This is a genomic window from Streptomyces sp. NBC_01454, from assembly GCF_036227565.1.
Classification (GTDB): Bacteria; Actinomycetota; Actinomycetes; order Streptomycetales; family Streptomycetaceae; genus Streptomyces.
In genome coordinates this window covers 8,240,409-8,262,594 of sequence record NZ_CP109460.1, presented here as the reverse complement: position 1 = coordinate 8,262,594, position 22,186 = coordinate 8,240,409, and the positions used below count along the sequence as shown (strand labels likewise).

The window sequence follows — 22,186 nt, the reverse complement described above, 5'->3', positions numbered from 1 at the left end:
CAAGCCATGACAACAGACGAAAGCCAGCTCGTCGCATACCTGCGCAAGGTCACCACCGATCTGCAGAAGACCCGATCGCGGCTGCGGGACGCCGAGACGAAGAACCACGAGCCGATCGCGATCGTGGGCATCGGCTGCCGGTACCCGGACGGGGTGCACGGCGCCGATGACCTGTGGCGGCTCGTCGTGGAGGGGCGCGACGCCATCAGCGGCTTCCCGCAGGACCGCGGCTGGGATGTGGCCGGCCTCTACGACCCCGACCCGGACGCCGTCGGGAAGTCGTACACCCGCGAAGGCGGCTTCCTCACCGACATCGACCTCTTCGACGCCGACTTCTTCGGACTCAGCCCGCGAGAAGCGCTGGCCATGGACCCGCAGCAGCGGCTGCTGCTGGAGACGTCCTGGGAGGCGCTGGAGAGCGCAGGCATCCGCCCCGCCACCCTGCGCGGCAGCCGCACGGGCGTGTTCACAGGTGTCATGCACCACGACTACGGCAGCCGTTTCACCCAAGCCCCCGACGGGTTCGAGGGCTACGTCCACATGGGCAGCGCGGGCAGCATGGCCGTCGGCAGGGTCGCCTACCACTTCGGCCTGGAGGGTCCCGCCGTCACCGTCGACACCGCGTGCTCCTCCTCGCTCGTCTCCCTGCACCTGGCATGTCAGTCGCTCCGCACGGGCGAGTGCGATCTGGCGCTGGCCGGCGGCGTTGCGATCATGGCCGGCCCCACCTTCTTCGTCGAGTACAGCCGTCAGCGGGTGCTGTCCACCGACGGCCGTTGTCACTCCTTCGCCGACGACGGAGACGGAACCGGCTGGTCCGAGGGGGTGGGCGTGCTGGCCGTGGAGCGGTTGTCGGACGCGCGGCGGCTGGGGCACGAGGTCCTGGCGGTGGTGCGGGGCAGCGCGGTCAACCAGGACGGTGCCTCGAACGGGATGACGGCGCCGAGTGGTGCCGCTCAGCAGCGCGTCATCGACTCGGCTCTGCGCAATGCGCGTCTGAGCGCGGACGAGATCGACGTGGTGGAGGCGCACGGGACGGGAACGCGGCTGGGCGACCCCATCGAGGCACAGGCCCTGATGGCGACGTACGGCCGGGGGCGTTCGGCACAACGGCCGCTGTGGCTCGGTTCGTTGAAGTCGAACCTCGGGCACACCCAGGCGGCCGCGGGCGTCGGTGGCGTGATCAAGATGGTGCAGGCGTTGCGGCACGGCGTACTGCCACGGAGCCTTTATGCGGACCGTCCGTCGACGGAGGTCGACTGGTCCGCGGGGACGGTCGCGCTGCTGGCGCGGGAGCAGGCGTGGGAGCGCGTCGAGGACCGCCCGCGTCGGGCCGGTGTGTCCTCCTTCGGAATGAGCGGCACGAACGCGCATGTGATCGTGGAGGAGTTCGTCCCCGAGCCCGCGGGAGAGAACGAGGCGGAGCCCTCGGCCCCGTGGGCGGAGACCTCGGTACCGCTGGTGCTGTCGGGCAGGACGCCGGGGGCCGTGCGTGCACAGGCGGCGGCACTGCGGGAGCACCTGGCGGCCCGGCCGGAGCTGTCCCTCGCGCGGGCGGCGCGGGAGTCGGCTGTGCACCGGACGGCGTTCGAGCATCGTGCGACGGTCACGGGTGACCGCGACGCCGTGCTGGCCGGGCTCGGGAACGTCACTCCCGTGGCTGCCGGCGGCGGCCGAGTGGCGGCTGTGTTCTCCGGCCAAGGCGCTCAGCACGTGGGGATGGGCCGTCGACTGGCCGAGGACTTCCCGGTGTTCGCCGCCGTGCTGGACGAGGTGTGCGCGGTGGTGGATCCGTTGTTGGGGCGGCCGTTGCGGGAGGTGATGTGGTCAGGGCCCGCGGAGCAGTTGGAGCGGACGGAGTTCGCGCAGCCGGCGCTGTTCGCGTTCGAGGTGGCGTTGGCGCGGTTGTGGCAGTCGTGGGGCGTGGAATTCTCCGTGCTCGCGGGGCACTCCGTGGGGGAGATCGCCGCCGCGGTGGTGGCCGGGGCGTTGTCCCTGGGCGACGGGGCCCGGTTGGCCGTGGCGCGCGGCCGGCTGATGCAGCAGTTGCCGGCGGGCGGAGCGATGCTGGCGGTCGCCGCCGGCGAGGAGGATGTCGCCGCGACCCTGGGGGATCCGGCGCTCGTGGGCATCGCCGCGGTCAACGGCCCTGAGGCGGTGGTGGTCTCCGGTGCCCGTGAGGAGGTCGAGCGGGTCGCCGAGATATGGCGCGAGCGTGGTCGGCGCACGAGCCGGCTACGGGTCAGCCACGCGTTCCACTCGCCGTTGATGGAACCGGTTCTGGACGAGCTCCGTGCGGTGGCGGACCAGCTGGACCGGAGGGAGCCGACGCTGCCGGTGAGGGCGTCGGCCGAGACCACGCATCCGTTCGCCACCGCTGCCTACTGGGTCGACCACGCCCGCCGGGCGGTGCGGTTCCATGACGCCGCCGCGCGGCTTGCGGAGGCGGACGTCGTCGTCGAGATCGGCCCCGACACGGCCCTGGCACCGCTGATCGACACCGGTCATACGGTTTTGCCGAGTTGCCGCCGTGAGCAGAACGAGACCCTGACTCTGCTGACCGCGCTCGGCGAGGCCCATGCGCACGGCGTCGAGGTCGACTGGACGGCGCTCTTCCCGGCCGCTCCCCGTGCCGACCTGCCCGCCTACCCCTTCCAGCACCGGCGTTACTGGCTCGCGCCCCCCGCCCTCACGAGTGCCGGTGCCGACGCGCTGGACCACCCCCTGCTGTCCGGCATCGTGGAACTGCCGGGCCAGGGCGGCGTGGTGCTCACCGGCAGGATCTCGCCCGACCGGGATCCCTGGCTCGCCGACCACGCGGTCTCCGGTGCCGTGATCTTCCCCGGTACCGGCTTCCTGGAACTCGCCCTGCGGGCCGCCCGGCAGGTCGGGTGGCGGCAGGTCGCCGACCTCGTCGTGCAGACCCCGCTCGTCCTGCCCGCCGCCGGCACCGACATCCAGGTCTGGGTCGAACCGCCGGGCGAGCCGGAGCGCGCGCTGGTGATCCGAGGCCGGAGCGGCGACGCCGACGGCGACTGGGTGGAGTACGCCACGGGAAGGCTCGTGGCAGAGCCCCCCGAGCCCTCCCCTCAGGGGAACCCTCCCACCGACGCCGAGTGGGCCATGGGACAGTGGCCGCCGCAGGGCGCCGAGGAGATGCCGGTCGAGGAGCTCTACGACAGCCTCGCCGCCCGTGGCTACGGCTACGGCCCGGTCTTCCGCGGTCTGCGGGCGCTATGGCGGTCCGGCGACGAGCTGTACGCCGAGGTCGTCCTCCCCGAGCGGGCCCACGACGGCCGGTACGGCTGCCACCCCGCGCTGCTGGACGCCGCCCTGCACCCGCTGGCAGCCGCCGCCGACTCCGGTGAGCAGGTCCGGCTGCCCTTCGCCTTCGGCCGGGCCACCGTGCACTCCCCGGGCGCCTCCGAACTGCGTGTACGTCTGAGCACCGGCGCCGAGACCATGCGCCTGGACGCGGTCACCAGCACCGGGGACCCCGTCCTCACCATCGGGGAACTGGTGCTGCGGGCGGCTGACACCGCCCGGCTGACGGCACGGGCGGACGGGCACCTCCATCGCCTCGGCTACGAGGTCACCTGGCAGCTCCTGCCCGACCCGCCGCGTGCCGACCGGCTCCCCGGCACGTGGATCGTCCTTGCGCCACCGGCGACGGACGTCTCCTGGACCCGGGACCTGGCCGAGCACACGCTCGCCGTCGATCTCGACACCACCCCGGACCGCCCCGGTCTCGTGGCACGGCTGGCCGACGTCACACACGTCCCCACCGCCACGGCCCCGGACGGTGTGCTGCTGTTCGCCGCCCACCCGGACATCCTCGTCACCGCGCTGCAGGCGCTCACCGACGCCGGTGTGGACGCCCCGGTGTGGTGCCTGACCCATGAGTCCGACGACGAGCTCGACACGGCCGCGGTGTGGGGCGCAGGCCGGGCGGCGGCCCTGGAACTCCCGGACCGCTGGGGCGGCCTGGTCGATCTGCCCCCGGCCGGCGCACGGCCCGACCTCGACTGCCTGGCCGGCCTGCTCTCCGCGGGCACGGGCGAGGACCACATTCGCCTCAGGTCCGACGGGGTGTCCGTACGCCGCCTGATCAAGCCGGACCGGCCGACGCAACCGCCCGCCGACTGGACGCCGTCCGGCACAGTGCTGATCACCGGGGGCACCGGGGCGCTGGGCGGTCATGTCGCCCGCTGGGTCGCGGGGCTCGGCGGCTGCTCCCTGCTGCTCGTCTCCCGCCGGGGTCCGGAGGCGCCCGGCGCGCAGGAACTGCTGGCCGAGCTGACCGCCACCGGCACCCCGGTGCGGATCGTCGCCGCTGATGTCGCCGACCGGTCCGCCATGGCCGAGCTGGTGCTCGATGCGGCGGACGCGGGCACCCCCGTCCGCGCGGTGTTCCACGCGGCGGGAGTCGCCGACGAGACACCGTTGCTGGAGACCACCCTCGACCGGTTCCACGCCGTGCTGGAGGGCAAGGCGGGCGGTGCCCGGGTCCTCGACGAGGTGCTCGGCGAAGCCGACTTGGACGCCTTCGTCGTCTTCTCCTCCGTCTCCGGTGTCTGGGGAGGCGCAGGGCAGAGCGCGTACGGGGCGGGCAACGCCGTGCTCGAGGCGCTGGCCGACCGGCGCCGGGCACGCGGTCTGGCCGGCACGGCGCTCGCATGGGGTCCATGGTCGGGCGGCGGTATGGTCGACGCCGACCTGGAGCGACGGCTGCGACGCCAGGGCCTCATCCCGCTGCCGGTCAACGACGCCATGGCGGCGCTGTCGACGGCGGTGTCCCTCGGTGGGAACCGGGTTCTGGCCGACGTGGCGTGGCCGCGTTTCCTGCCGGTGTTCGCCGCCACCCGTCCGGCCCCGCTCTTCACGGCTCTCCCTCCCACGCCGCGCCACCCGACGGCGTCCGCCGCGACGGCCGCGCCCGGATCGACGGCCGAGAGGCTGGCCACCCTCCCGGCCGCGGACCGCGGCAAGGCATTGGCCGACCTCGTACGGGCCGAGATCGCCTCGGCCGTGGGGCACCACAACCTGAGCGCGGTCGACGCGGAGCGCCCGCTGGGCGAGTTCGGTTTCGACTCCCTCATGTCCGTGCAACTGCGCAACCGGCTTTCGGCCGCGACCGGTGTCCGGCTGCCTGCGACGCTGGTCTTCGACCATCCGACCGCCGGCGCGCTCGCCCGGCACCTGGAGAGCGAGCTTGCCACCGAGCCGTCGCCACGCCCCCGGCAGCCCGCCACGCCCAAAACGGCCGTCGCCGACGAACCCCTCGCCATCGTCGGGATGTCCTGCCGCTACCCGGGCGGCGTCGCGTCTCCCGAGGATTTGTGGCGACTCGTCGCGCAGGGCCGGGACGCCGTCACCGCGTTCCCCACCGACCGGGGATGGGACCTGGCGGGCCTCTACCACCCGGACCGCTCCCGGGCCGGTACCACGTACACCACTGAGGGCGGATTCCTCGACGATCCCGCCGGATTCGACGCGGACTTCTTCGGTATCTCGCCCCGTGAGGCGCTGGCCATGGACCCGCAGCAGCGGCTGCTGCTGGAGGCGTCCTGGGCAGCCGTGGAGCATGCGGGGATCGCTCCCCACACACTGCGCGACAGCCGGACCGGTGTGTTCGTCGGCACCATGTACAACGACTACTTGTCGCGTCTGAGCAGCACGCCGGAGAGCCTTGAGGGGATCATCGGCATAGCCAACAGCAACAGCGTCATGTCGGGGCGTATCTCCTACCTTCTCGGGCTTCAGGGCCCGGCGGTCACGCTCGACACCGCCTGCTCGTCCTCGCTGGTCGCCCTGCACCTCGCCGGCCAGGCGCTGCGCCGGGGCGAGTGTGATCTCGCGCTGGCGGGCGGAGCCACCGTGATGGCGTCACCGCACATCTTCGTCGAGTTCAGCCGCCAGGGCGGCCTGGCCGTGGACGGCCGGTGCAAGTCGTTCTCCGCCGACGCGGACGGCACCGGCTGGTCGGAGGGCGTCGGCCTGCTCGTCGTGGAACGGCTGTCCGACGCGCGTCGGCTGGGACACGAGGTCCTCGCCGTGGTCCAGGGCTCCGCCGTCAACCAGGACGGTGCGTCCAACGGCCTGACCGCCCCGAGCGGTCCCGCGCAGCAACGCGTCGTAGAAGCCGCGCTCGCGCAGGCGGGCATCGCCGCCACCGAGGTCGACGCGGTCGAGGCGCACGGCACCGGCACCCGGCTGGGCGACCCGATCGAGGCCCAGGCCCTGATCGCGACCTACGGCCGGGAGCGCGAGGCGGAGCGGCCGCTGTACCTCGGGTCACTCAAGTCGAACATCGGCCACGCACAGGCGGCGGCCGGAGTCGGCGGTGTGATCAAGATGGTGCAGGCGCTGCGGCACGAACTGCTGCCCCGCACGCTGCACGCCGACACGCCGTCACCCGAGGTGGACTGGTCGTCGGAGGCCGTGCGACTCCTCACCGAGGAACGCCCCTGGCCCCGAGGCGACCGGCCGCGCTTGGCCGGGGTGTCCTCGTTCGGAATCAGCGGCACGAACGCCCACATCGTGCTGGAGGAGGGCGATCCCCTCGACGGCGAGTCCACCGGGGGAACTCCTGTGCACGGCAAGTCCGCCGAGAGCGGCACTCCCCTGGACACGTCGGACGCCGCCGCGGCCCGGACTCCGCTGCCGTATGTGCTCACCGCCCGCAGCGCGGCCGGACTCCCGGCACAGGCCCGTGCCCTGCACTCCCACCTGCTCGGCCGCCCGGGGCTCGAACCGGCCGATGTGGCCCGGTCGTTGGTCACGACCCGGTCCCTTCACGACCATCGGGCGGTCCTGGTGGCCGAGGACCGGCAGGAGCTGCTCGACGCCCTCGCCGCACTCGCGGACCCGGCCGCGACGACGCCGCGCCGGGCGGTGTCCACCGGAACGGCCGGACGCGGGCGGGTGGCGGGCCTGTTCTCCGGTCAGGGTGCGCAGCGGTCGGGTATGGGGCGTGAGCTGGCGGGGCGTTTCCCGGTGTTCGCCGCCGTGCTGGACGAGGTGTGCGCGGTGGTGGATCCGTTGTTGGGGCGGTCGTTGCGGGAGGTGATGTGGTCGGGACCCGCGGAGGCGTTGGAGCGGACGGAGTTCGCGCAGCCGGCGCTGTTCGCGTTCGAGGTGGCGATGGCGCGGTTGTGGCAGTCGTGGGGCGTGGAGTTCTCCGTGCTGCTGGGGCATTCGGTGGGAGAGATCACCGCCGCGTGTGTGTCGGGTGTCCTGTCGTTGCCGGACGCGGCGCGGATGGTGGTGGCGCGGGGCCGGTTGATGCAGGCACTGCCGGAGGGCGGGGCCATGGTCGCGATCGCCGCAGGCGAGGAGGAGGTGGCCGCGAGCCTCGCGGACGTACCCGACGTGGCGATCGCCGCCGTCAACGGCCCCGAGGCCGTCGTCGTCTCCGGGACGGAGGCCGACGTGCTGCGGATCGCCGACCACTGGCGCGGGCTCGGCCGCAGGACGACCCGGCTGAGGGTGAGCCACGCCTTCCACTCACCGCTCATGGAGCCGATGCTCGGCGACTTCGCCGAGGTGGTCGAGAGCCTCACCTTCCGTGCTCCGACCATCCCGGTCGTCCCCGCCGCCGCCACCGACCTCTCCTTCGCCACGCCCGCGTACTGGGTGGCAAGCGCCCGACACGCCGTACGCTTCGCCGACGCCCTCAGCGGCCTGGACGGCGCCGACGTGCTCGTCGAACTCGGCCCGGACGCCGCGCTGGCGCCGCTGGCAGGGACGGAGAAGCCGGTCCTCGCCTCCACGCGACGCGATCACCCCGAGGTACGCACCCTGGTCACGGCGCTCGGCGCCGGGCACGCCCACGGCGTGTCCGTCGACTGGACGGCGGCGCTCGGGGAGGGCAGGCAGGTCCGGCTCCCCACGTACTCCTTCCAGCACGAGCGCTACTGGCTGGACGAGGACGCGGCGGCGGGCCGGGGCACCGGCTCCGTGGACGACGCGACGACGGCACGGTTCTGGCAGGCTGTCGAAAACCAGGACCTCGACGGCCTGACCCGCACCCTCGGTCTCGACGCGGAGACGTCCCTGCGGGCCGCGCTGCCGGTTCTGCAGGACTGGCACCGCACCAGCACCACGCTCGCTCAGGCCGCAGGCTGGCGCTACCGCGTCGCCTGGGACCGGCTGCCCACGGACGACACGGCCGTGGCGCTCGACGGCACATGGTGGATCGTCGTACCCAGGGAGGCCGCCGACACCACGACGGCCGACGCCGTGCGGCGGGCGCTCGCCGCCGCAGGTGCGAACCCCCGGGTCATCACCATCGATCCGCACCGCACGGACCGCGCGACGTTGGCGAAGGAACTTGCCGCGGCCGCCGACGGCACGGTGGCGGGGACGGTGTCCCTGCTGGCGGAGTCCGGCGGCGAGGACACCAGGCACCGCGGCGTCGCGGCCGGGGCCCTGGCCACCGTGGTGCTCCTGCAGGCCCTGCACGACGCGGACGTATCGACCCGTCTGTGGACGCTGACGCGGGGCGCCGTACGCACCGGGCCGGCGGACACCGCACCAAACCCCTGGCACGCCCAGGTCTGGGGCCTCGGTCGCGTCGCCGCCCTCGAACACCCGGCACTGTGGGGCGGTTTGATCGATCTCCCCGCCGAAGGGGAGCCGGCCGGCTTGGCCGCCGTCCTTTCCGGGACCGCCGGGGAGGACCAGGTGGCACTACGCGGGGACGGCGTGCGTGCACGTCGCCTCACCCCTGCCGACACGCACAACGCCCCGGGCGCCGACGCCCGCGCACCTGGTGCGGACCGGTGGACGGACGGGGCGGTGCTGATCACCGGCGGTACCGGAGCGCTCGGTGCGCACACCGCCCGCATGCTTGCCTCGCGGGGTGCCTCCCGGCTGGTCCTCGTCAGCCGTCGCGGTCCCGCCGCTCCCGGCGCCGAGGAACTACGCGCCGAACTGGAGACGCTCGGCGCGACGGTCGACCTGACGGCCTGCGACGTGACCGACCGCGACGCCGTCGGCCGGCTGGCCGAGGGCCTCGCCGCTGAGGGCACCCCCGTCCGCGCGGTGGTGCACGCGGCGGGTGTCGCCGCCGAACAGCCGTTGACGGAACTCGTCGGGGACGGCTTCTCGGCGGTGACCGACGCGAAGGTCACCGCCGCGGAAATCCTCGACGACGTGCTGGGGGACGACCTGGCGGCGTTCGTCGTCTACTCCTCCATCGCCGGCACCTGGGGCAGCGCGGGCAACGGCCCGTACGCCGCCGCCAACGCTCACCTGGACGCACTGGTCGAGCGGCGTCGGGCACGCGGCGCCGTCGGCACGGCTGTCGCCTGGGGACCCTGGAGCGGGGGCGGCATGGCGGACGACCGCTTCCAGGAGGAGATGCGGCGCCGCGGTGTCAGCGCCCTGTCACCCCAAGGTGCCACCGCCGCCCTCACTCAGGCCCTGGAGCACGACGACACGACGGTCACGGTCGTCGACGTCGACTGGGACCGCTTCGCCCGCGTCTTCGCCAGCAACCGCCCCAGCCCTCTGCTCCGGCACCTGACGGAGCCCGCCGCTGCGGCCGGCGAGGCCCCCGCCCGGACGGAACAGGCCGAGCGCCTCGCGGCCCTGGATGCCGTGACGCGGCGCGGCGCGGCGCTGGATCTGGTGCGCGCGGAGGTCGCGGGGGTGCTGGGCCATGCCACGTCGCAGGCCGTCGCCGTGGACCGCGCCTTCACCGACATGGGGTTCGACTCCCTCATGGCCGTCGAACTGCGCGCCCGGCTCGGCGTGGTCAGCGGCCTCGCGCTGCCGACCACCCTCGTCTTCGACCATCCGAGTCCCGCGGAGGTGGCCGACTTCCTCTGCGACCAGTTCGAACCCGACCGGGACGCCCTCACCAACGAGATCCTGGAGAAGCTCGACTGGCTGGAGAACACCCTGCTGGACGGCGCGCACAGCCAGGGCGCCCGCGCGCGGTTCGGCTCCCGGCTCGACGCCCTGCTCGCCCGGCTCGACCGTACGACGGCCCCACCCGAGAGCCGGCTGTCGGACCCGGCCACGGACGCCATCGAATCGGCGACCGCCGAAGAACTGCTCGCATTCGTCGAGAAGCATTTCGACTAGTTCCCGGTCCCGCATATGAGCGGTCCGCCCCGCAGCATTAGGGGCCCCTAGGGGATAGCGAATCGGTCCGATACCGGAGAGCATTCATCAAGAGGATTTGCGAAATATCTAGGAGTGAACATATCCCATGCATCTTCTCGTCAAGGGAGTTCAGCACCGGATTTCCAGCGAAATCCTCGTACCGAACTCTAAATATCATGCACACCGTGCGCTGATCCTCGCCTCGCTCGCGGACGGAGAGAGCCGGATCCACGGCCTGTCCGATGCCCGGCACGTCGAGTACACCGTTCGGCTGCTGCGCGACCTCGGCGTACAGATCGTCCGCGAGGGCGACACCTTTGTGGTGCGGGGGCTCGGCGGCCACTACCGGCCGGTCCAGGGCACCGTCTCGGCCGGAAGCTCCGGCACCACCCTCTATTTCATGATCGGGCTCGCTTCCCTGTCGCACCGCGCGGTCACGATCACCGGGCAGAAATACTTTCGGAACCGCCCCGTGGGCCCGCTGCTGCGCGCACTGGAACAGATGGGCGTACGCCTGGAATCGGCAAATGACTGCCCGCCCATTCATGTCCGGAGCAATCGGCCCACGGGCGGCGAGGTGACCATTCCGGGCACCTTGTCCCAGTGGATATCCGGACTGCTGCTGCTCGCGCCGTTCGCCACCGGCCCCACCACCATCACCGTGACGGGCGCGCTCAATGAACGCACCTATCTGGAGCTGACCGTCGCGATGATGCGGCAGTTCGGCCTGGAAGTGACCGTGGCCCCCGACTGGCGGCGCTTCGACGTGGCGCCGCACCAGAGCGTGCGGCCCACCGAGCTGACGTTGCCCCCCGACATCGGTTCCGCGGCCTTCGGTATCGCCACCGCCGCGCTGCACCCCTGCGACGTACTCCTGCGCGGTATACCGAGCCTGACCGGTGGCCCCGCCGACCACCCCGAGTTCCACTTCATCGACATAGCACGCTCGATGGGCGTCCCCATGGAACTGGACCCGGCGGCCGGCGGTGTCCGGATCCAGCAGGACGCCCCCCTGCTGAAGGCCGTCGACGTCGACTGCCGTGACGTACCGGACATGCTTCCGATCCTTTCCGCCCTCGCCACCTTCGCCCACGGCGAGTCGGTGTTCCACAACGTCGCGCACACCCGGCTGAAGGAGTCCGACCGGGCCGGCGTGATGCTCCAGCTCAACTCCATGGGCGGCGAACTGGAGTTGGCCGACGACACCCTGAGGGTGACCGGGGTGGAGGGTCTGGTCGGCGCGGAGCTGTCGTCGTACAACGACCACCGGGTGCTGATGTCGCTGGCCGTCGCCTCCTCGCGCGCCCGGGGCCACTCCACGCTGTCGTACCCTCACGCCTACCGCATCTCGTATCCGGGCTTCCTCGACATGATGAACGCCGTCGGCGTACCGACGTCGGTGGAGAAGGGCCCCGGACGCTCCGTCAGGAGCCGTGCCCGCAAACCCGTCCAGCCCGTCGCGGACCCGGACTACGCCTGCACGGTCACCCTGCCGGAGTGGCTGGCCCGGCACGCCGCGTCCCGCCCCGGTGACACCGCCCTCGTGGACGTACGCCCGGACGGCGACTCTGTCGTCACCTGGAGCGAGCTGGCCGGCCAGGTGGACAAGGCCGCCGCGCTGCTGCTCGAACTCGGCGTGCGGCCGGGCGAGAACGTGGCGTACCAGCTGCCCAACCGCCTGGAGTTCGTGGTGCTGTCGCTGGCGGCCCTGCGGGTCGGCGCCGTCTGCTGCCCGATCATCCCGTTCTTCCGGGAACGCGAACTCGGCTTCGTCCTGAGCCGCTCCGGGGCCCGCGTCCTCGTCGTCATGGACGAGTACCGGTCCCGGCGCCCCGCGGAGGAGGCCCTCGCCCTCGCCGGCGCCGGTGGCGAGGGCACGGCAGACCTGGAGCATGTCGTGGTGCTGGCCCGGTCGGGCGGCAGCAGCCGACTGCCACAGCCGCCCCCCGACGGCGTCCGCCTGCACGACTGGGGGACCGCCCTGAAGACGACGACGGTCGACCGGGCGGCCCTCGACGCGATCCACCCGATGGCCGCGGCGACGGCACAGCTGCTGTTCACCTCGGGCACCACCGGCGAGCCCAAGGGGGTGATGCAGTCGTCCTCGAACCTGGTCCGGGCTGTCTCGATGGAGATCCGGCATCTCGGCCTCGGTCCCGAGGACGCCGTCTGGGTGCCTTCTCCGCTCGCCCACCAGACCGGGTTCCTGTACGGGATGACGCTGGCGACCGTGCTGGGCGTGCCCCAGATCCTGCAGTCCGAGTGGGACGCGCGGCGCGCCGTCATCTCGCTGAACACGCACCGGGCGACGTTCGTCCAGGCCGCCACGCCGTTCCTGGCCGACCTGGTGAAAGCGGTCGAGGAGATCGGCGAGGCGCCCCGGCATCTGCGGATCTTCGTGGCCACCGGCGCCACCGTGCCCCGCTCGCTGGCCGAGCACGCGAGCGGGGTGTTGGGCACGAAGGTGTGCGGCGCCTTCGGCACCACCGAAACCTGCCTCGGCGCGCTGTCCACGCCGACCGACGCACCGGAGCTGCGCTGGGGCACCGACGGGCGCGTCCTCGACGGCGTACGGCTGCGGGTCACCGACGACCAGGGCGAGGTGCTGACACCGGGCGCCGAGGGCAACTTCGAGATTCTCTCGCAGACGACGTTCGAGGGCTATCTCGACCGTCCCGACCTGACCGCGGCGGCCTTCACCCCGGATGGCTGGTTCCGCACCGGCGACCTCGCGGTGATCGACGAGTCGGGCTACGTCCGTATCACCGGCCGGGTCAAGGACGTGATCAACCGCGGCGGCGAGAAGATCCCCGTCGCCGAGATGGAGCAGCTGCTGTTCGGTCACCCCGCCGTCGACGACGTGGCCATCGTGGCCATGCCCGACGAGCGTCTCGGTGAGCGTGCCTGTGCGTTCGTCGTTCTCAAGGACGGCGCGCTGCTCGGCTTCGAGGAGATGTGCCGCTACCTGGACGGGCACCAGGCAGCCAAGCAGTACTGGCCGGAACGGCTCCAGCTCGTCCCGGATCTCCCACGTAACCCGATCGGCAAGGTCCAGAAGTTCGAACTGCGGGACAGGGCGCGCCACCTGCGCCCCCATACCGCGCAATGACAGGAGAAGACGGAGTGCGACAGATGATGGACGAGCAGCAGTTCAAAGAAGTCCGTGCCGCGGTCGAGCAGTGGGTGGCAGGCCCGGGCGAGCGCTGGGCCGAACACCTCGAGGAGACCGGGGAGGTACCCGAGGCGGTGTGGACCGAGCTCAACGAGCTCGGGTTCCTGCGGCTCGCCGCCCCGGTGGAGTACGGCGGCCAGGGCCTCGGGTTCACCCAGTGGATGGAGCTGATGGAGATCTTCTCCCGCTCCCACGGTTCCCTGCGCATGATCGTGCACGTCGTCAACGGCATCTGGCGGTCGATGGACGGGCACGCCTCCGATGAACAGCGCAAGCGGTTCGTCGTGCCGGCTGTCCTGGGCGAGATCAAGATCGCCTTCGCCCTGACCGAGCCGGGCAACGGCACCGGAGCGGACATCACGACCTCGGTGGTCCGCGAGGGCGGCACCTACTACCTGTCGGGCCGCAAGCACTTGATCACGTTCGGGATGCGCTGCGACCACTACCTCCTGGCGGCCCGTGTCGCGGGCACCACGGGCCACGAGGGCACAGTCGCCCTGCTGGTGCCACGGAACGCGCCCGGAGTACGGGCCGAAGACTCCTCCCACACGATGGGCGTCACCGGTACCGACCACGCCTCGATCGTCTTCGACCGCACCCCCGTGCCCGTGGACCACCGGCTCGGCGAGGAGGGCCAGGGGCTGGAGGTGTTTCTCGGCGGATTCCTCACCCCGTCGCGGATATCCGTCGCGATGAGCTGCGTCGGCCTCGCCCAACGCGCCCAGCAGCTCGCCGTCGACTACGCCCGCTCCCGGGTGACCTTCGGCAAAGCGCTGACACAGCGTCAGGCCATTCAGTTCATGCTCGCCGAGAACGCGGCGGACATCGAGGCGGCCCGACAGCTCGTGCTGCACGCCGCGCGCCGCTTCGAGGAGGGCGCCGACGACGCGTCCATGCAGTCCTCGATGGCCAAGATGCACGCGGTGACGATGCTGACCACCGTCACCGACAAGGCGCTGCAGATCCACGGCGGGCTCGGCTACTGGAAGTCCCAGAAGATCGAGCGTGTCTACCGTGACGCCCGCGCGCAGCGCTTCGAGGAGGGCTCCAACGAGGTGCAAAAAGCCGTCGTCTTCCGCGAACTGCTGCGGCAGGCCGCGACCGTCACCACAGGAGCCGCGCGATGAACGACATCCGACAGGACAACGCGACCGGCGGCGCCAAGATCTCCCTCATCACGGGCGCTTCGCGCGGCATCGGACGCGCCCTCGCGCTCACCCTGGCCCGCCAGGGCGGCACCGTGGTCGTCAACTACAAGAAGAACGCCGAACTGGCCGAGAAGACCGTCGCCGACGTTGAGGAGGCCGGCGGCCGGGGCTGTGCCGTCCAGGCCGACGTCGAGACGGCGGAAGGCGTCACGGCACTGTTCGACGAGGTCGCTCGTCGCTACGGACGCCTGGACCACTTCGTCTCCAACGCCGCCGCCAGCGTCTTCAAGAACATCCTCGACCTCGGCCAGCACCACCTGGACCGCTCCTACGCCATGAACCTGCGCCCCTTCGTGCTCGGCGCCCAGCAGGCGGTCAGGCTCATGGACGACGGCGGCCGGATCGTCGCGCTGTCGTCCTACGGATCGGTCCGCGCCTACCCGACATACGCCGCACTCGGCGGGATGAAGGCGGCGATCGAGGCCTGGGTGCGTTACATGGCGGTCGAGTTCGCGCCGTACGGCATCAACGTCAATGCGGTGAACGGCGGCCTGATCGATTCCGACTCGCTCGCCTACTTCTACGGCATCGAGGGCATGCCCGACATGCGCGGCGTCCTGGATCGCATCCCTGCCGGGCGACCCGGCACCGTCCAGGAGATGGCCGACACCGTCGCCTTCCTGCTGGGTGAGGGCGCCGGATATGTCACCGGCCAGACGCTGGTCGTCGACGGGGGCCTGAGCGTGGTCGCACCGCCGTTCTTCGCGGACGCCGGCGAAGCGCTGCGGCTGCCGCCCCGCCCGACACGGGAATCCTGAGAGGGAAGAGGGGCGTGCGAGATGTACGACCATGTCTTCCGGGCCGGCGCCATCGGCACCATGATGCTGCCGCATCGCATCGTCATGGGCGCCATGCACCTCAACCTGGAGACCAGAGACGATGACGGCGCGGCCCTGGCCGCGTTCTACGCCGAGCGCGCGGCCGCGGGCGCGGCGCTCATCGTCACCGGAGGCGTGGCAGTGAACGCCGTGGGCGCGGGCGGCCCGGGGTACGGGGTGATCGGCGACTCCCGGGACAGGGCGGCCCTCTCGGCGGCGGTGCGTGCGGTGCACGACCGCGGTGGACGGATCGCTCTCCAGCTCTTTCACGCCGGGCGGTACGCCCAGCCCGGCGCCCGCGAGGGGGTCGGCCGCCCCGTCGCCCCGTCGCCGGTGTACAGCGGCTTCTCCCGCTGCACCCCCCGGGAGATGACCTCCAGGGACATCACCACCACGATCGACGACTTCGCCGAGGGTGCGTGCACCGCACGCGCCCTCGGGTTCGACGCCGTGGAGGTGATGGGGTCCGAGGGCTATCTGATCAACCAGTTCACGGCCCCGCTGACCAACCTGCGCGACGACGCGTGGGGCGGTGACGCCGAACGACGGCGCAGGTTTCCGCTGGAGGTGCTGCGCGGGGTCCGCGCCGCCGTAGGCCGGGACTTCCCGGTGCTCTTCCGCATCTCCGGGAACGATCTGGTGACAGGTGGCACTCCGCCCGGCGAGGTCACCGCGCTCGCGGTGGCGCTTGCCGAGGCCGGGGCCGATGCGCTCTCCGTCGGCGTGGGGTGGCACGAGTCATCGGTGCCCACCGTGCAGTCCCAGGTCCCCGCCGGTACCTGGGCGGCCGGCGGCAAGGCACTGAAACGCGCACTGCTGGCCGTCGGCCACAAGGATGTCGCGGTGATCGCCTCCAACCGCTTCCACCACCTCGCGCAGGCCGACGAAGCCCTGTCCGGGGGCGAGTTGGACTTCGTGGCCATGGCGCGGCCGTTCCTGGCCGACCCGGAGATCGTCGCCAAGTCGGCCGCCGGCCGCCCCGACCAGGTCAATCCGTGCATCGCCTGCAACGAGGCGTGCATCGACCGCTCCTTCGGCACCGAAAGGGTGTCCTGCCTTGTCAACCCCAGAGCCGGACACGAAGAGGAGTTTCCCCCACCACGGTCGACCCGCCACCACAGTGGGCCGTTCGGCCGCTATGCCGTGATCGGTGCGGGCATCGCCGGACTGGAGGCCGCCCGCACGCTGGTCGGCCTCGGCCACCAGGTCGAGGTGTACGAAGCGGCGGCCCACGTCGGCGGTCAATTCCGGCTGGCCTCCCAGGTGCCGGGAAAGGCGGAATTCGCCGAGACCATCCGCCACCACGTGCGGGAACTACGCGAAGCCGGCGTGCCGTTGCACCTGGGCCGTCGCATCGGCCGCAGGGATGTCCCGGAGCTGCGGTCGTTCGACGGTGTGGTGCTGGCCACCGGTGTGCTCCCCGCCAGGTTGTCCCTGTCCGGCGCGGAGCTGCCCCATGTACGGGACTACGCACAGGCGTTCGCCGATCCCGAAGCGCTCCACGGACGGACCGTCATCATCGGCGGGGGCGGTATCGCAGTCGATCTGGCGCACACCCTGACCACCGAACCGGATGCCAAGGTGACGCCGGAGGAGTTCCTGGCCCGGCATGGCGTGGCCGAGAACACTCCGCGGCCCGAGACGGAACCCGCCGTCCGCAGCGCGCTGCGCGAGGTGACGCTGGTGCGGCGTGGCCGGCGGATCGGAGCGGGCATCGGCCCCAGCACCCGCTGGGTCGTCATGCGGAACCTGAGGTCCGCCGGTGTGCGGATGCTCACCGGCGTGACCTACCGGGAGATCACACCCGCCGGCGTCATCGTCGCCGACGCGGACGGCAAAGACCGCTCCCTCGACGCCGACCACGTCGTGCTTGCCGTCGGTCAGGTCCCGGTACGGGACCTGGTCCCGCCGTTGCGCGAGGCCGGTGTCCCGGTCGTCACCGCGGGCGGCGCCGCGGGAACGGACGGGCTCAACGCCGTACGCGCCACAGCGGAAGGCCTGCGAGCGGCGCACCGGATCACCCGCGTCACCGTGGGGTGAGGACGTGCGGGAGTGGGGGGAGACAAGAAGGGAGCGGACTCGACTCCCCCACACTCCGGGACGGGTCGGTCTCAGCCGCTCTGTTCGAGGGCCATGAACACGGTGGAGAACTTGTCCAGCAGGTCCTCGCGATGCTGTACCTGGAGTTTTCGGTAGATGCGCGTCAGGTGCTGCTCCACCGTGCTGGCGGTGATGAACAGCTTCCCGGAAATCTCCCGGTTCGTGTGTCCCAAGATCGCCAGGACCGCCACGCGCCGTTCGGCGGAGCTGAGTTCGGCGAGTTCCGGGTGGTGGCGGACCTGGTGTTTTTCCCGACCGGCCCCGTGGGCGTCCGCGGTGACGAGATCGAGCAGCCGGCCTGCCTCGCACTGCTCGGCCATGCGCCGGGCCCGCTTCGACGTGGTCCGGGCGAGGTTCAGTCGCGCGGTCTCCCGGTAGGCGGCGGCGAGCTCGGTCAGCGTGTACGCGAGCTGCAACCTGCTTCCATGGCGTTCCAGTGTGTCCGCGGAGCTCTTCAGCAGGGAGAGCCGCTGGGCGTCGTCCTTGGTGGTCCTGGCCAGGAGGCGCAGCGTGGTCCCGTGGACGGACGACTCCTCCTTGGGTGGCTGTTTCAGCTGTTGCTGGAGAGCTTCCCGGGCGCCCGCCACGTCCCCGAGGGCCAGATATGCCTCCGCCATCCCGCAGCGCCAGGGCACCATCAAGTGGGTCTTGTCGGCGAGCACAGGCATCTCGATCCACAGGGAGGCACTCATGTCCCTGCATGACTCGAAGTCGGCCAACGCCGCGTGCAGCCGACCGGTCGCCAGGTGGTACCTGCCACGTGCGTGTACGTACTTCAGACCGCCACATCCCTGGTACGCCGCCGGGGGAATGGGACGGTCGAGCACCTCTGCGGCCTCCTGCGGCCTGCCCATCTCAGTCAGAGTCTGGACCAGCAGCGCCGCGATACCGGCGATCGGCGCACCCCATTCATGCCAGGGCTTGCGCGCGAGCGCCTTCTGGATCAGCCGGTACGCGGAGCCGAGGTCACCGAGCTCCAACGAGATCTTCGCCTGGAAAACAGACACAAGCGCCTCCCACAGCGGCGACGGATGCGCTTCGAGCGCCTCCGACAGGTGGGTGAACCACGGCCGCGCGGCGGGCAGTGAGCCCATACTTTCCAGCACGGTGGAGGCGAACAGCAGGCTTTCCACCGCGGAGGACTGGACTCGGATGCCCTGGAGCACCTGCTCGGCCCAGAAAATCGCCTGGTCCCGGCCGCGCTCATTCATCGGGTCATGGATTTTGCGCAGACCGGTGAGCAGCGAATGCACGTCGGCACCCGGCCCATAACGCTCGTCGGCCTCACTCGAAGAGGACAGTTCCAACGTCGCCCAGTTCATCGGCGCGCCGCTCCACAGGCTGTAGAGCGCTTCCGCGAGACCGACCTCGGCCGGATAGGGGGGCTGCGGAGCTTTCTCACGCATCAGGGGCATCAACTCTGCGGCGAGCTCTGTCAAGCCGTGCCACAGCGCCGCGCGCACCAGGAACGCCAGGTCCGTCGCGTTCAGGACACCGCGGAAGGCAGCGCGGCCCAGCGTCGGCAACAGGGAGGCCACCAGCCCGGGGTCGGTCAGCCAGGTGGTGCGCAGCAGCATCATCTCCACGGCGGAGCGCTCTTCGGGGCCGACGGCGGAGATCTTGGCCAGCTTGAGCAGCCCACTGGCCACGTCCGTACTGCCGCTCTTCAGGGCCTGGTTGACGAGGCTCAGGACAAGTGGCAGATCCCACGGCGCGCCGATCCTCCCCACCGCGGTGAGGTGCTCCACGACCTGTGCCAGGGGCGCGCTGTCCTCGAAAAGGACATGTGCTGCCCGCAGATGCAGCTCTCCACGCGCGGTGAAACTCTCGTCCTGGAGTAACGCTCGGCGCATTTCGGGCCGCAGGCAGTCGCCGGCCAGCATGCCGAGGTCGTTGAGCGCGCCGAAGACCCTGCTGGCCCTGGTGATGTCGATCCCGAGCAGTCGGGCCAGCCGTGGCAGGGAGGCGAAGTCGCCGAGGACGGCCACCGCGTGGGCGCCGCTGAGCATGCCGGGCATGTCCGTGTCGCTGATCATGCCCCGTACACAGTCGTGGAAGGCAGTGTCGACGGTCAGCTCCTTCCGCTTCGGATCGGCCGTCGTGAGCCACGTCCGCATCAGAACGTCGACGAGGAGCAGGTTGCCGCCGGTCAGGTCATGGATGTCATCGGCCATGCGGTTCGCTGCCGAGCACGGGAAGGAAGCGCGGAATTGCGGGACGTGCTCGGTGAGAGACCGGGCGATCTGCTTGCGTCCCAGGAGCCGCAGCCGGACCAGGCTGGTGTACGGCAGTCGCAGGATGTCCGTGCGCAGGTCGTCGCAGAACGAAAGGGCGCATCCTGTTCGCTCGGCCATGGCCAGCCGGATGCGCGTCCCCTTCAGTCGCCGCGCCACGAAGCGCAGGAACAATTGTGACGGGCCGTCCACATAGTTGATGTCGTCGACGACTATGAGCAGGGGACGTTTCGCCGCGACCTTCAACAGCCGGGCGTACACCCACTCATAGGTCACGCCGGACGGGTGCCCTCGACGATCCGCGAGGGACGACGAGGGGCCGGATCTGTTCGGTTGGTCTCCGCACTCGTCCGCCGCGTCCAACTGGTCCAGGATCTGCTGCAGGACTCCGAAGGGGGAACCGTACTCGTTCAGCCAGCCCGTCGCCCACAGGCTCAGCACTCCGGACTCTGCTTCCGATGCGCAGATCCGGTTGAGCGTGGTGGTCTTCCCTGCGCATTTCGGTCCACGAAGGAAGAGGAGTCCCCCATTTTTCTGCCAGTTCTTGAACTCCGGGGTTGCATGTTTCGACAGGACTACTTCAAGGATGTCGCTCACGGGGGTCCTCTCGCAAGACACAACTGCAAGTCAGCAGCGCACTATTGGCTTGGATGCGCGATGTGATGCGCATCGAGGAATGAACATCCGACATTGACGACGGACCGTATCAACCGGCCTGTCGCCCCTGGAATGCCTCAATGGCTGGATACTGAGGGTGAGTTCGGAAATATCGACCCCTCCCCGAGCCGTCGACCGGTGGTCCGTACGCTGCCGATCGCCGCCCTCCACGCGGTCGGACACCACACGGTGATCGCTCCTGTGGTCCCTGCCCACCCGCGGCAGCACACGGCTCACGGACGGAGCGTCACGGGCATCGGGCGCGTCCGGCCGACATGGCGCCTACTGTGCGACGAGGGTCGGCACCCTGGCCCGCTCGGGCGCCCTTCGGCGCTCCCGCACGGACCCAGCCGCCGGCACCTCCAGGTCGGGGGCGTGTTCGAGGATGGCGCGTTCCAGACGACGCAGCTCCCGGCACGGCTCCGGTCCGAACCGCTCCACGAGTTCGCTCCTGATGTGCCGGAACACCGACAGCGCGCCGGTCTGCCGACCGCACCGGTAGAGCGCCGGCATCAGCTGGCCGCTCAGCCGCTCACGAAGCGGGTCCTCGGCAACGCCGGCTGCGGCGCGCCCAGAAGCTCATGGTGGTGGCCGAGCGCCGGTCCGGCGTCGAAGTGCTCCCCCAGGGCGCCCAGCCGCTCGCTCTCCAGAGCGACCGGTCCGGGCCGGTGCGGATCGCCGTCCGCCAGTCGGCGAGTGCCGCACCCCGCCACAGGTCGAGCAGCCGGCGTTCGATCAGACCGGCGAGCGGCAACATCGCGCCGTCCACGCCTGCCTGAAGAGAGCCCAGTATCCGGAAGTGCACTTCAACCTCATTTCCCTCTGCCCCCGCCTTTTATCGTTCCTGACGGCCGGTCGACCGCGGAGACATCACCACGCAGGCCGTGGCGAGAAATCACCGCGGGTGAGGCGGCGACGGAAACGGAACCACGGTAAGTCCGAGGTCGGCACGCCCACTCTCCCTCACCCTCTGGTCATCGCTGCGGATTCTGCTGGCGTTCTGGAGATCTGCGCCGCCGCGAAGGGACTCGGAAAGAAAGGGTGTGCGGATACGTGGCAGCATCCGAACTCCTGTGGATGACGCTGACTTCCTCGGATTCGGAAGGGACCGGACGGACAGGTATGGCGGATCTCGCTCTGTCACATTGCATGGACGCCCGGTCCGGAGTCCAGCTTCCCAGAAGATCTTTGCCCTTTTGGACATGCCGGCGCTTCCTCCCAGGAGGCACAGCAGGCGGCAGTGGGCGACCGTGGTGAACGACCCGGGGCACCGTGGATGATTGCACAGAGGCCACGCTCGAGCGCCTCGTACCGGCCACGGGCGTCTGCGGTTCAGCGATAGTCCGTCGCGCCTCGGGCTTGAGCAGCGAGCGACCACCCAGGGCCCGGGTGCGTCCGGGAAAATCCTACGTCGCAACAAGAAAGACCTCACCGAAGACCAACCCACCCTCCTCAATACCGAGTTGGACAACATAGGGGCCTACGGACGGCAGATCCAGGCGGGCCTCCAGGCCAAAGAACACCTGCGCGACATGCTCCACCGCGCCGCCACCCACCCCCACGCCTCTCCGGATCGCTCCGGGATCGCCCACACTGCCGCCGAAGGCAACAACCGCCTCATCAAGCACGAAGCGCGTAACGCCTCCGACTTCCGGAGCCAAGAGAACCAACGCCTGCACTCACACCATGAAACCACTCGGCGGAGCCAGCGGCGGGCACACCCCCACTGAATTCGAAGGCCCGGTTTGCTCACCCCTAACATTTACGATTCCCCCCTAGTCTCCGCACCACCCCCCCTGTTTTCGCTTGCGCGCGATGTGCGCCTTTCGTGGGCTGTTTATAGTCAAGTCATCCTGCGACGGTGTCCCCCATCAGGCATTCCGG

The 22,186-nt window shown here is 70.8% G+C and carries 9 protein-coding genes; 5 read left to right on the top strand and 4 right to left on the bottom strand.

Going from position 1 to position 22,186, the window contains the following annotated elements:
* Positions 1 to 6 precede the first annotated feature (6 nt).
* The 5 genes from OIU81_RS36275 (at position 7) to OIU81_RS36255 (ending at position 17,351) form a co-directional block, all read left to right on the top strand.
* Entirely contained in the window at positions 7 to 10,092 is a 10,086-nt protein-coding gene (locus tag OIU81_RS36275; protein WP_329154668.1) for a type I polyketide synthase, read from the top strand.
* A 127-nt stretch (positions 10,093 to 10,219) separates the two neighbouring features.
* On the top strand, positions 10,220 to 13,222 hold the full coding sequence (gene aroA, locus OIU81_RS36270) for a 3-phosphoshikimate 1-carboxyvinyltransferase (protein WP_329154666.1): 3,003 nt from the start codon (positions 10,220 to 10,222) through the stop codon (positions 13,220 to 13,222).
* Positions 13,223 to 13,245: 23 nt separating this feature from the next.
* Positions 13,246 to 14,412, top strand: coding sequence for an acyl-CoA dehydrogenase family protein (locus tag OIU81_RS36265; RefSeq protein ID WP_329155601.1), 1,167 nt, complete (start codon positions 13,246 to 13,248; stop codon positions 14,410 to 14,412).
* Positions 14,409 to 15,251 carry an SDR family oxidoreductase gene (locus OIU81_RS36260; protein WP_329154663.1) on the top strand — a complete coding sequence of 281 codons (843 nt, stop codon included), beginning with the start codon at positions 14,409 to 14,411 and terminating at the stop codon, positions 15,249 to 15,251. The genes OIU81_RS36265 and OIU81_RS36260 overlap by 4 nt, the downstream gene beginning before the upstream one ends.
* Positions 15,252 to 15,272: 21 nt before the next feature.
* Positions 15,273 to 17,351 carry an oxidoreductase gene (locus tag OIU81_RS36255; protein ID WP_329154662.1) on the top strand — a complete coding sequence of 693 codons (2,079 nt, stop codon included), beginning with the start codon at positions 15,273 to 15,275 and terminating at the stop codon, positions 17,349 to 17,351.
* Between the two features lie 71 nt (positions 17,352 to 17,422).
* On the opposite strand, the gene OIU81_RS36250 is transcribed toward OIU81_RS36255, so the two are convergent.
* From OIU81_RS36250 to OIU81_RS36235, 4 genes are all read right to left on the bottom strand, one after another.
* On the bottom strand, positions 17,423 to 20,242 hold the full coding sequence (locus OIU81_RS36250) for a LuxR C-terminal-related transcriptional regulator (RefSeq protein ID WP_329154660.1): 2,820 nt from the start codon (positions 20,240 to 20,242) through the stop codon (positions 17,423 to 17,425).
* Positions 20,243 to 20,584: 342 nt separating this feature from the next.
* Entirely contained in the window at positions 20,585 to 20,815 is a 231-nt protein-coding gene (locus tag OIU81_RS36245; protein WP_329154658.1) for a BTAD domain-containing putative transcriptional regulator, read from the bottom strand.
* Positions 20,816 to 20,834: 19 nt separating this feature from the next.
* A complete protein-coding gene (locus tag OIU81_RS36240) occupies positions 20,835 to 21,107 on the bottom strand; it encodes a hypothetical protein (RefSeq protein ID WP_329154656.1) in 273 nt (90 codons plus the stop codon).
* 601 nt (positions 21,108 to 21,708) lie between these two features.
* Positions 21,709 to 21,981: a hypothetical protein gene (locus tag OIU81_RS36235; protein WP_329154655.1), complete on the bottom strand. Its 273-nt coding sequence runs from the start codon at positions 21,979 to 21,981 to the stop codon at positions 21,709 to 21,711.
* Positions 21,982 to 22,186 lie beyond the last annotated feature (205 nt).

What these genes read in the sequence shown, in the direction of transcription:
- OIU81_RS36245 (WP_329154658.1), bottom strand. Translation starts at nt 20,815, where the DNA reads ATGCCGGCGCTCTACCGGTGCGGTCGGCAGACCGGCGCGCTGTCGGTG.
- OIU81_RS36255 (WP_329154662.1), top strand. Translation starts at nt 15,273, where the DNA reads ATGTACGACCATGTCTTCCGGGCCGGCGCCATCGGCACCATGATGCTG.
- OIU81_RS36275 (WP_329154668.1), top strand. Translation starts at nt 7, where the DNA reads ATGACAACAGACGAAAGCCAGCTCGTCGCATACCTGCGCAAGGTCACC.
- OIU81_RS36265 (WP_329155601.1), top strand. Translation starts at nt 13,246, where the DNA reads ATGATGGACGAGCAGCAGTTCAAAGAAGTCCGTGCCGCGGTCGAGCAG.
- OIU81_RS36260 (WP_329154663.1), top strand. Translation starts at nt 14,409, where the DNA reads ATGAACGACATCCGACAGGACAACGCGACCGGCGGCGCCAAGATCTCC.
- aroA (WP_329154666.1), top strand. Translation starts at nt 10,220, where the DNA reads ATGCATCTTCTCGTCAAGGGAGTTCAGCACCGGATTTCCAGCGAAATC.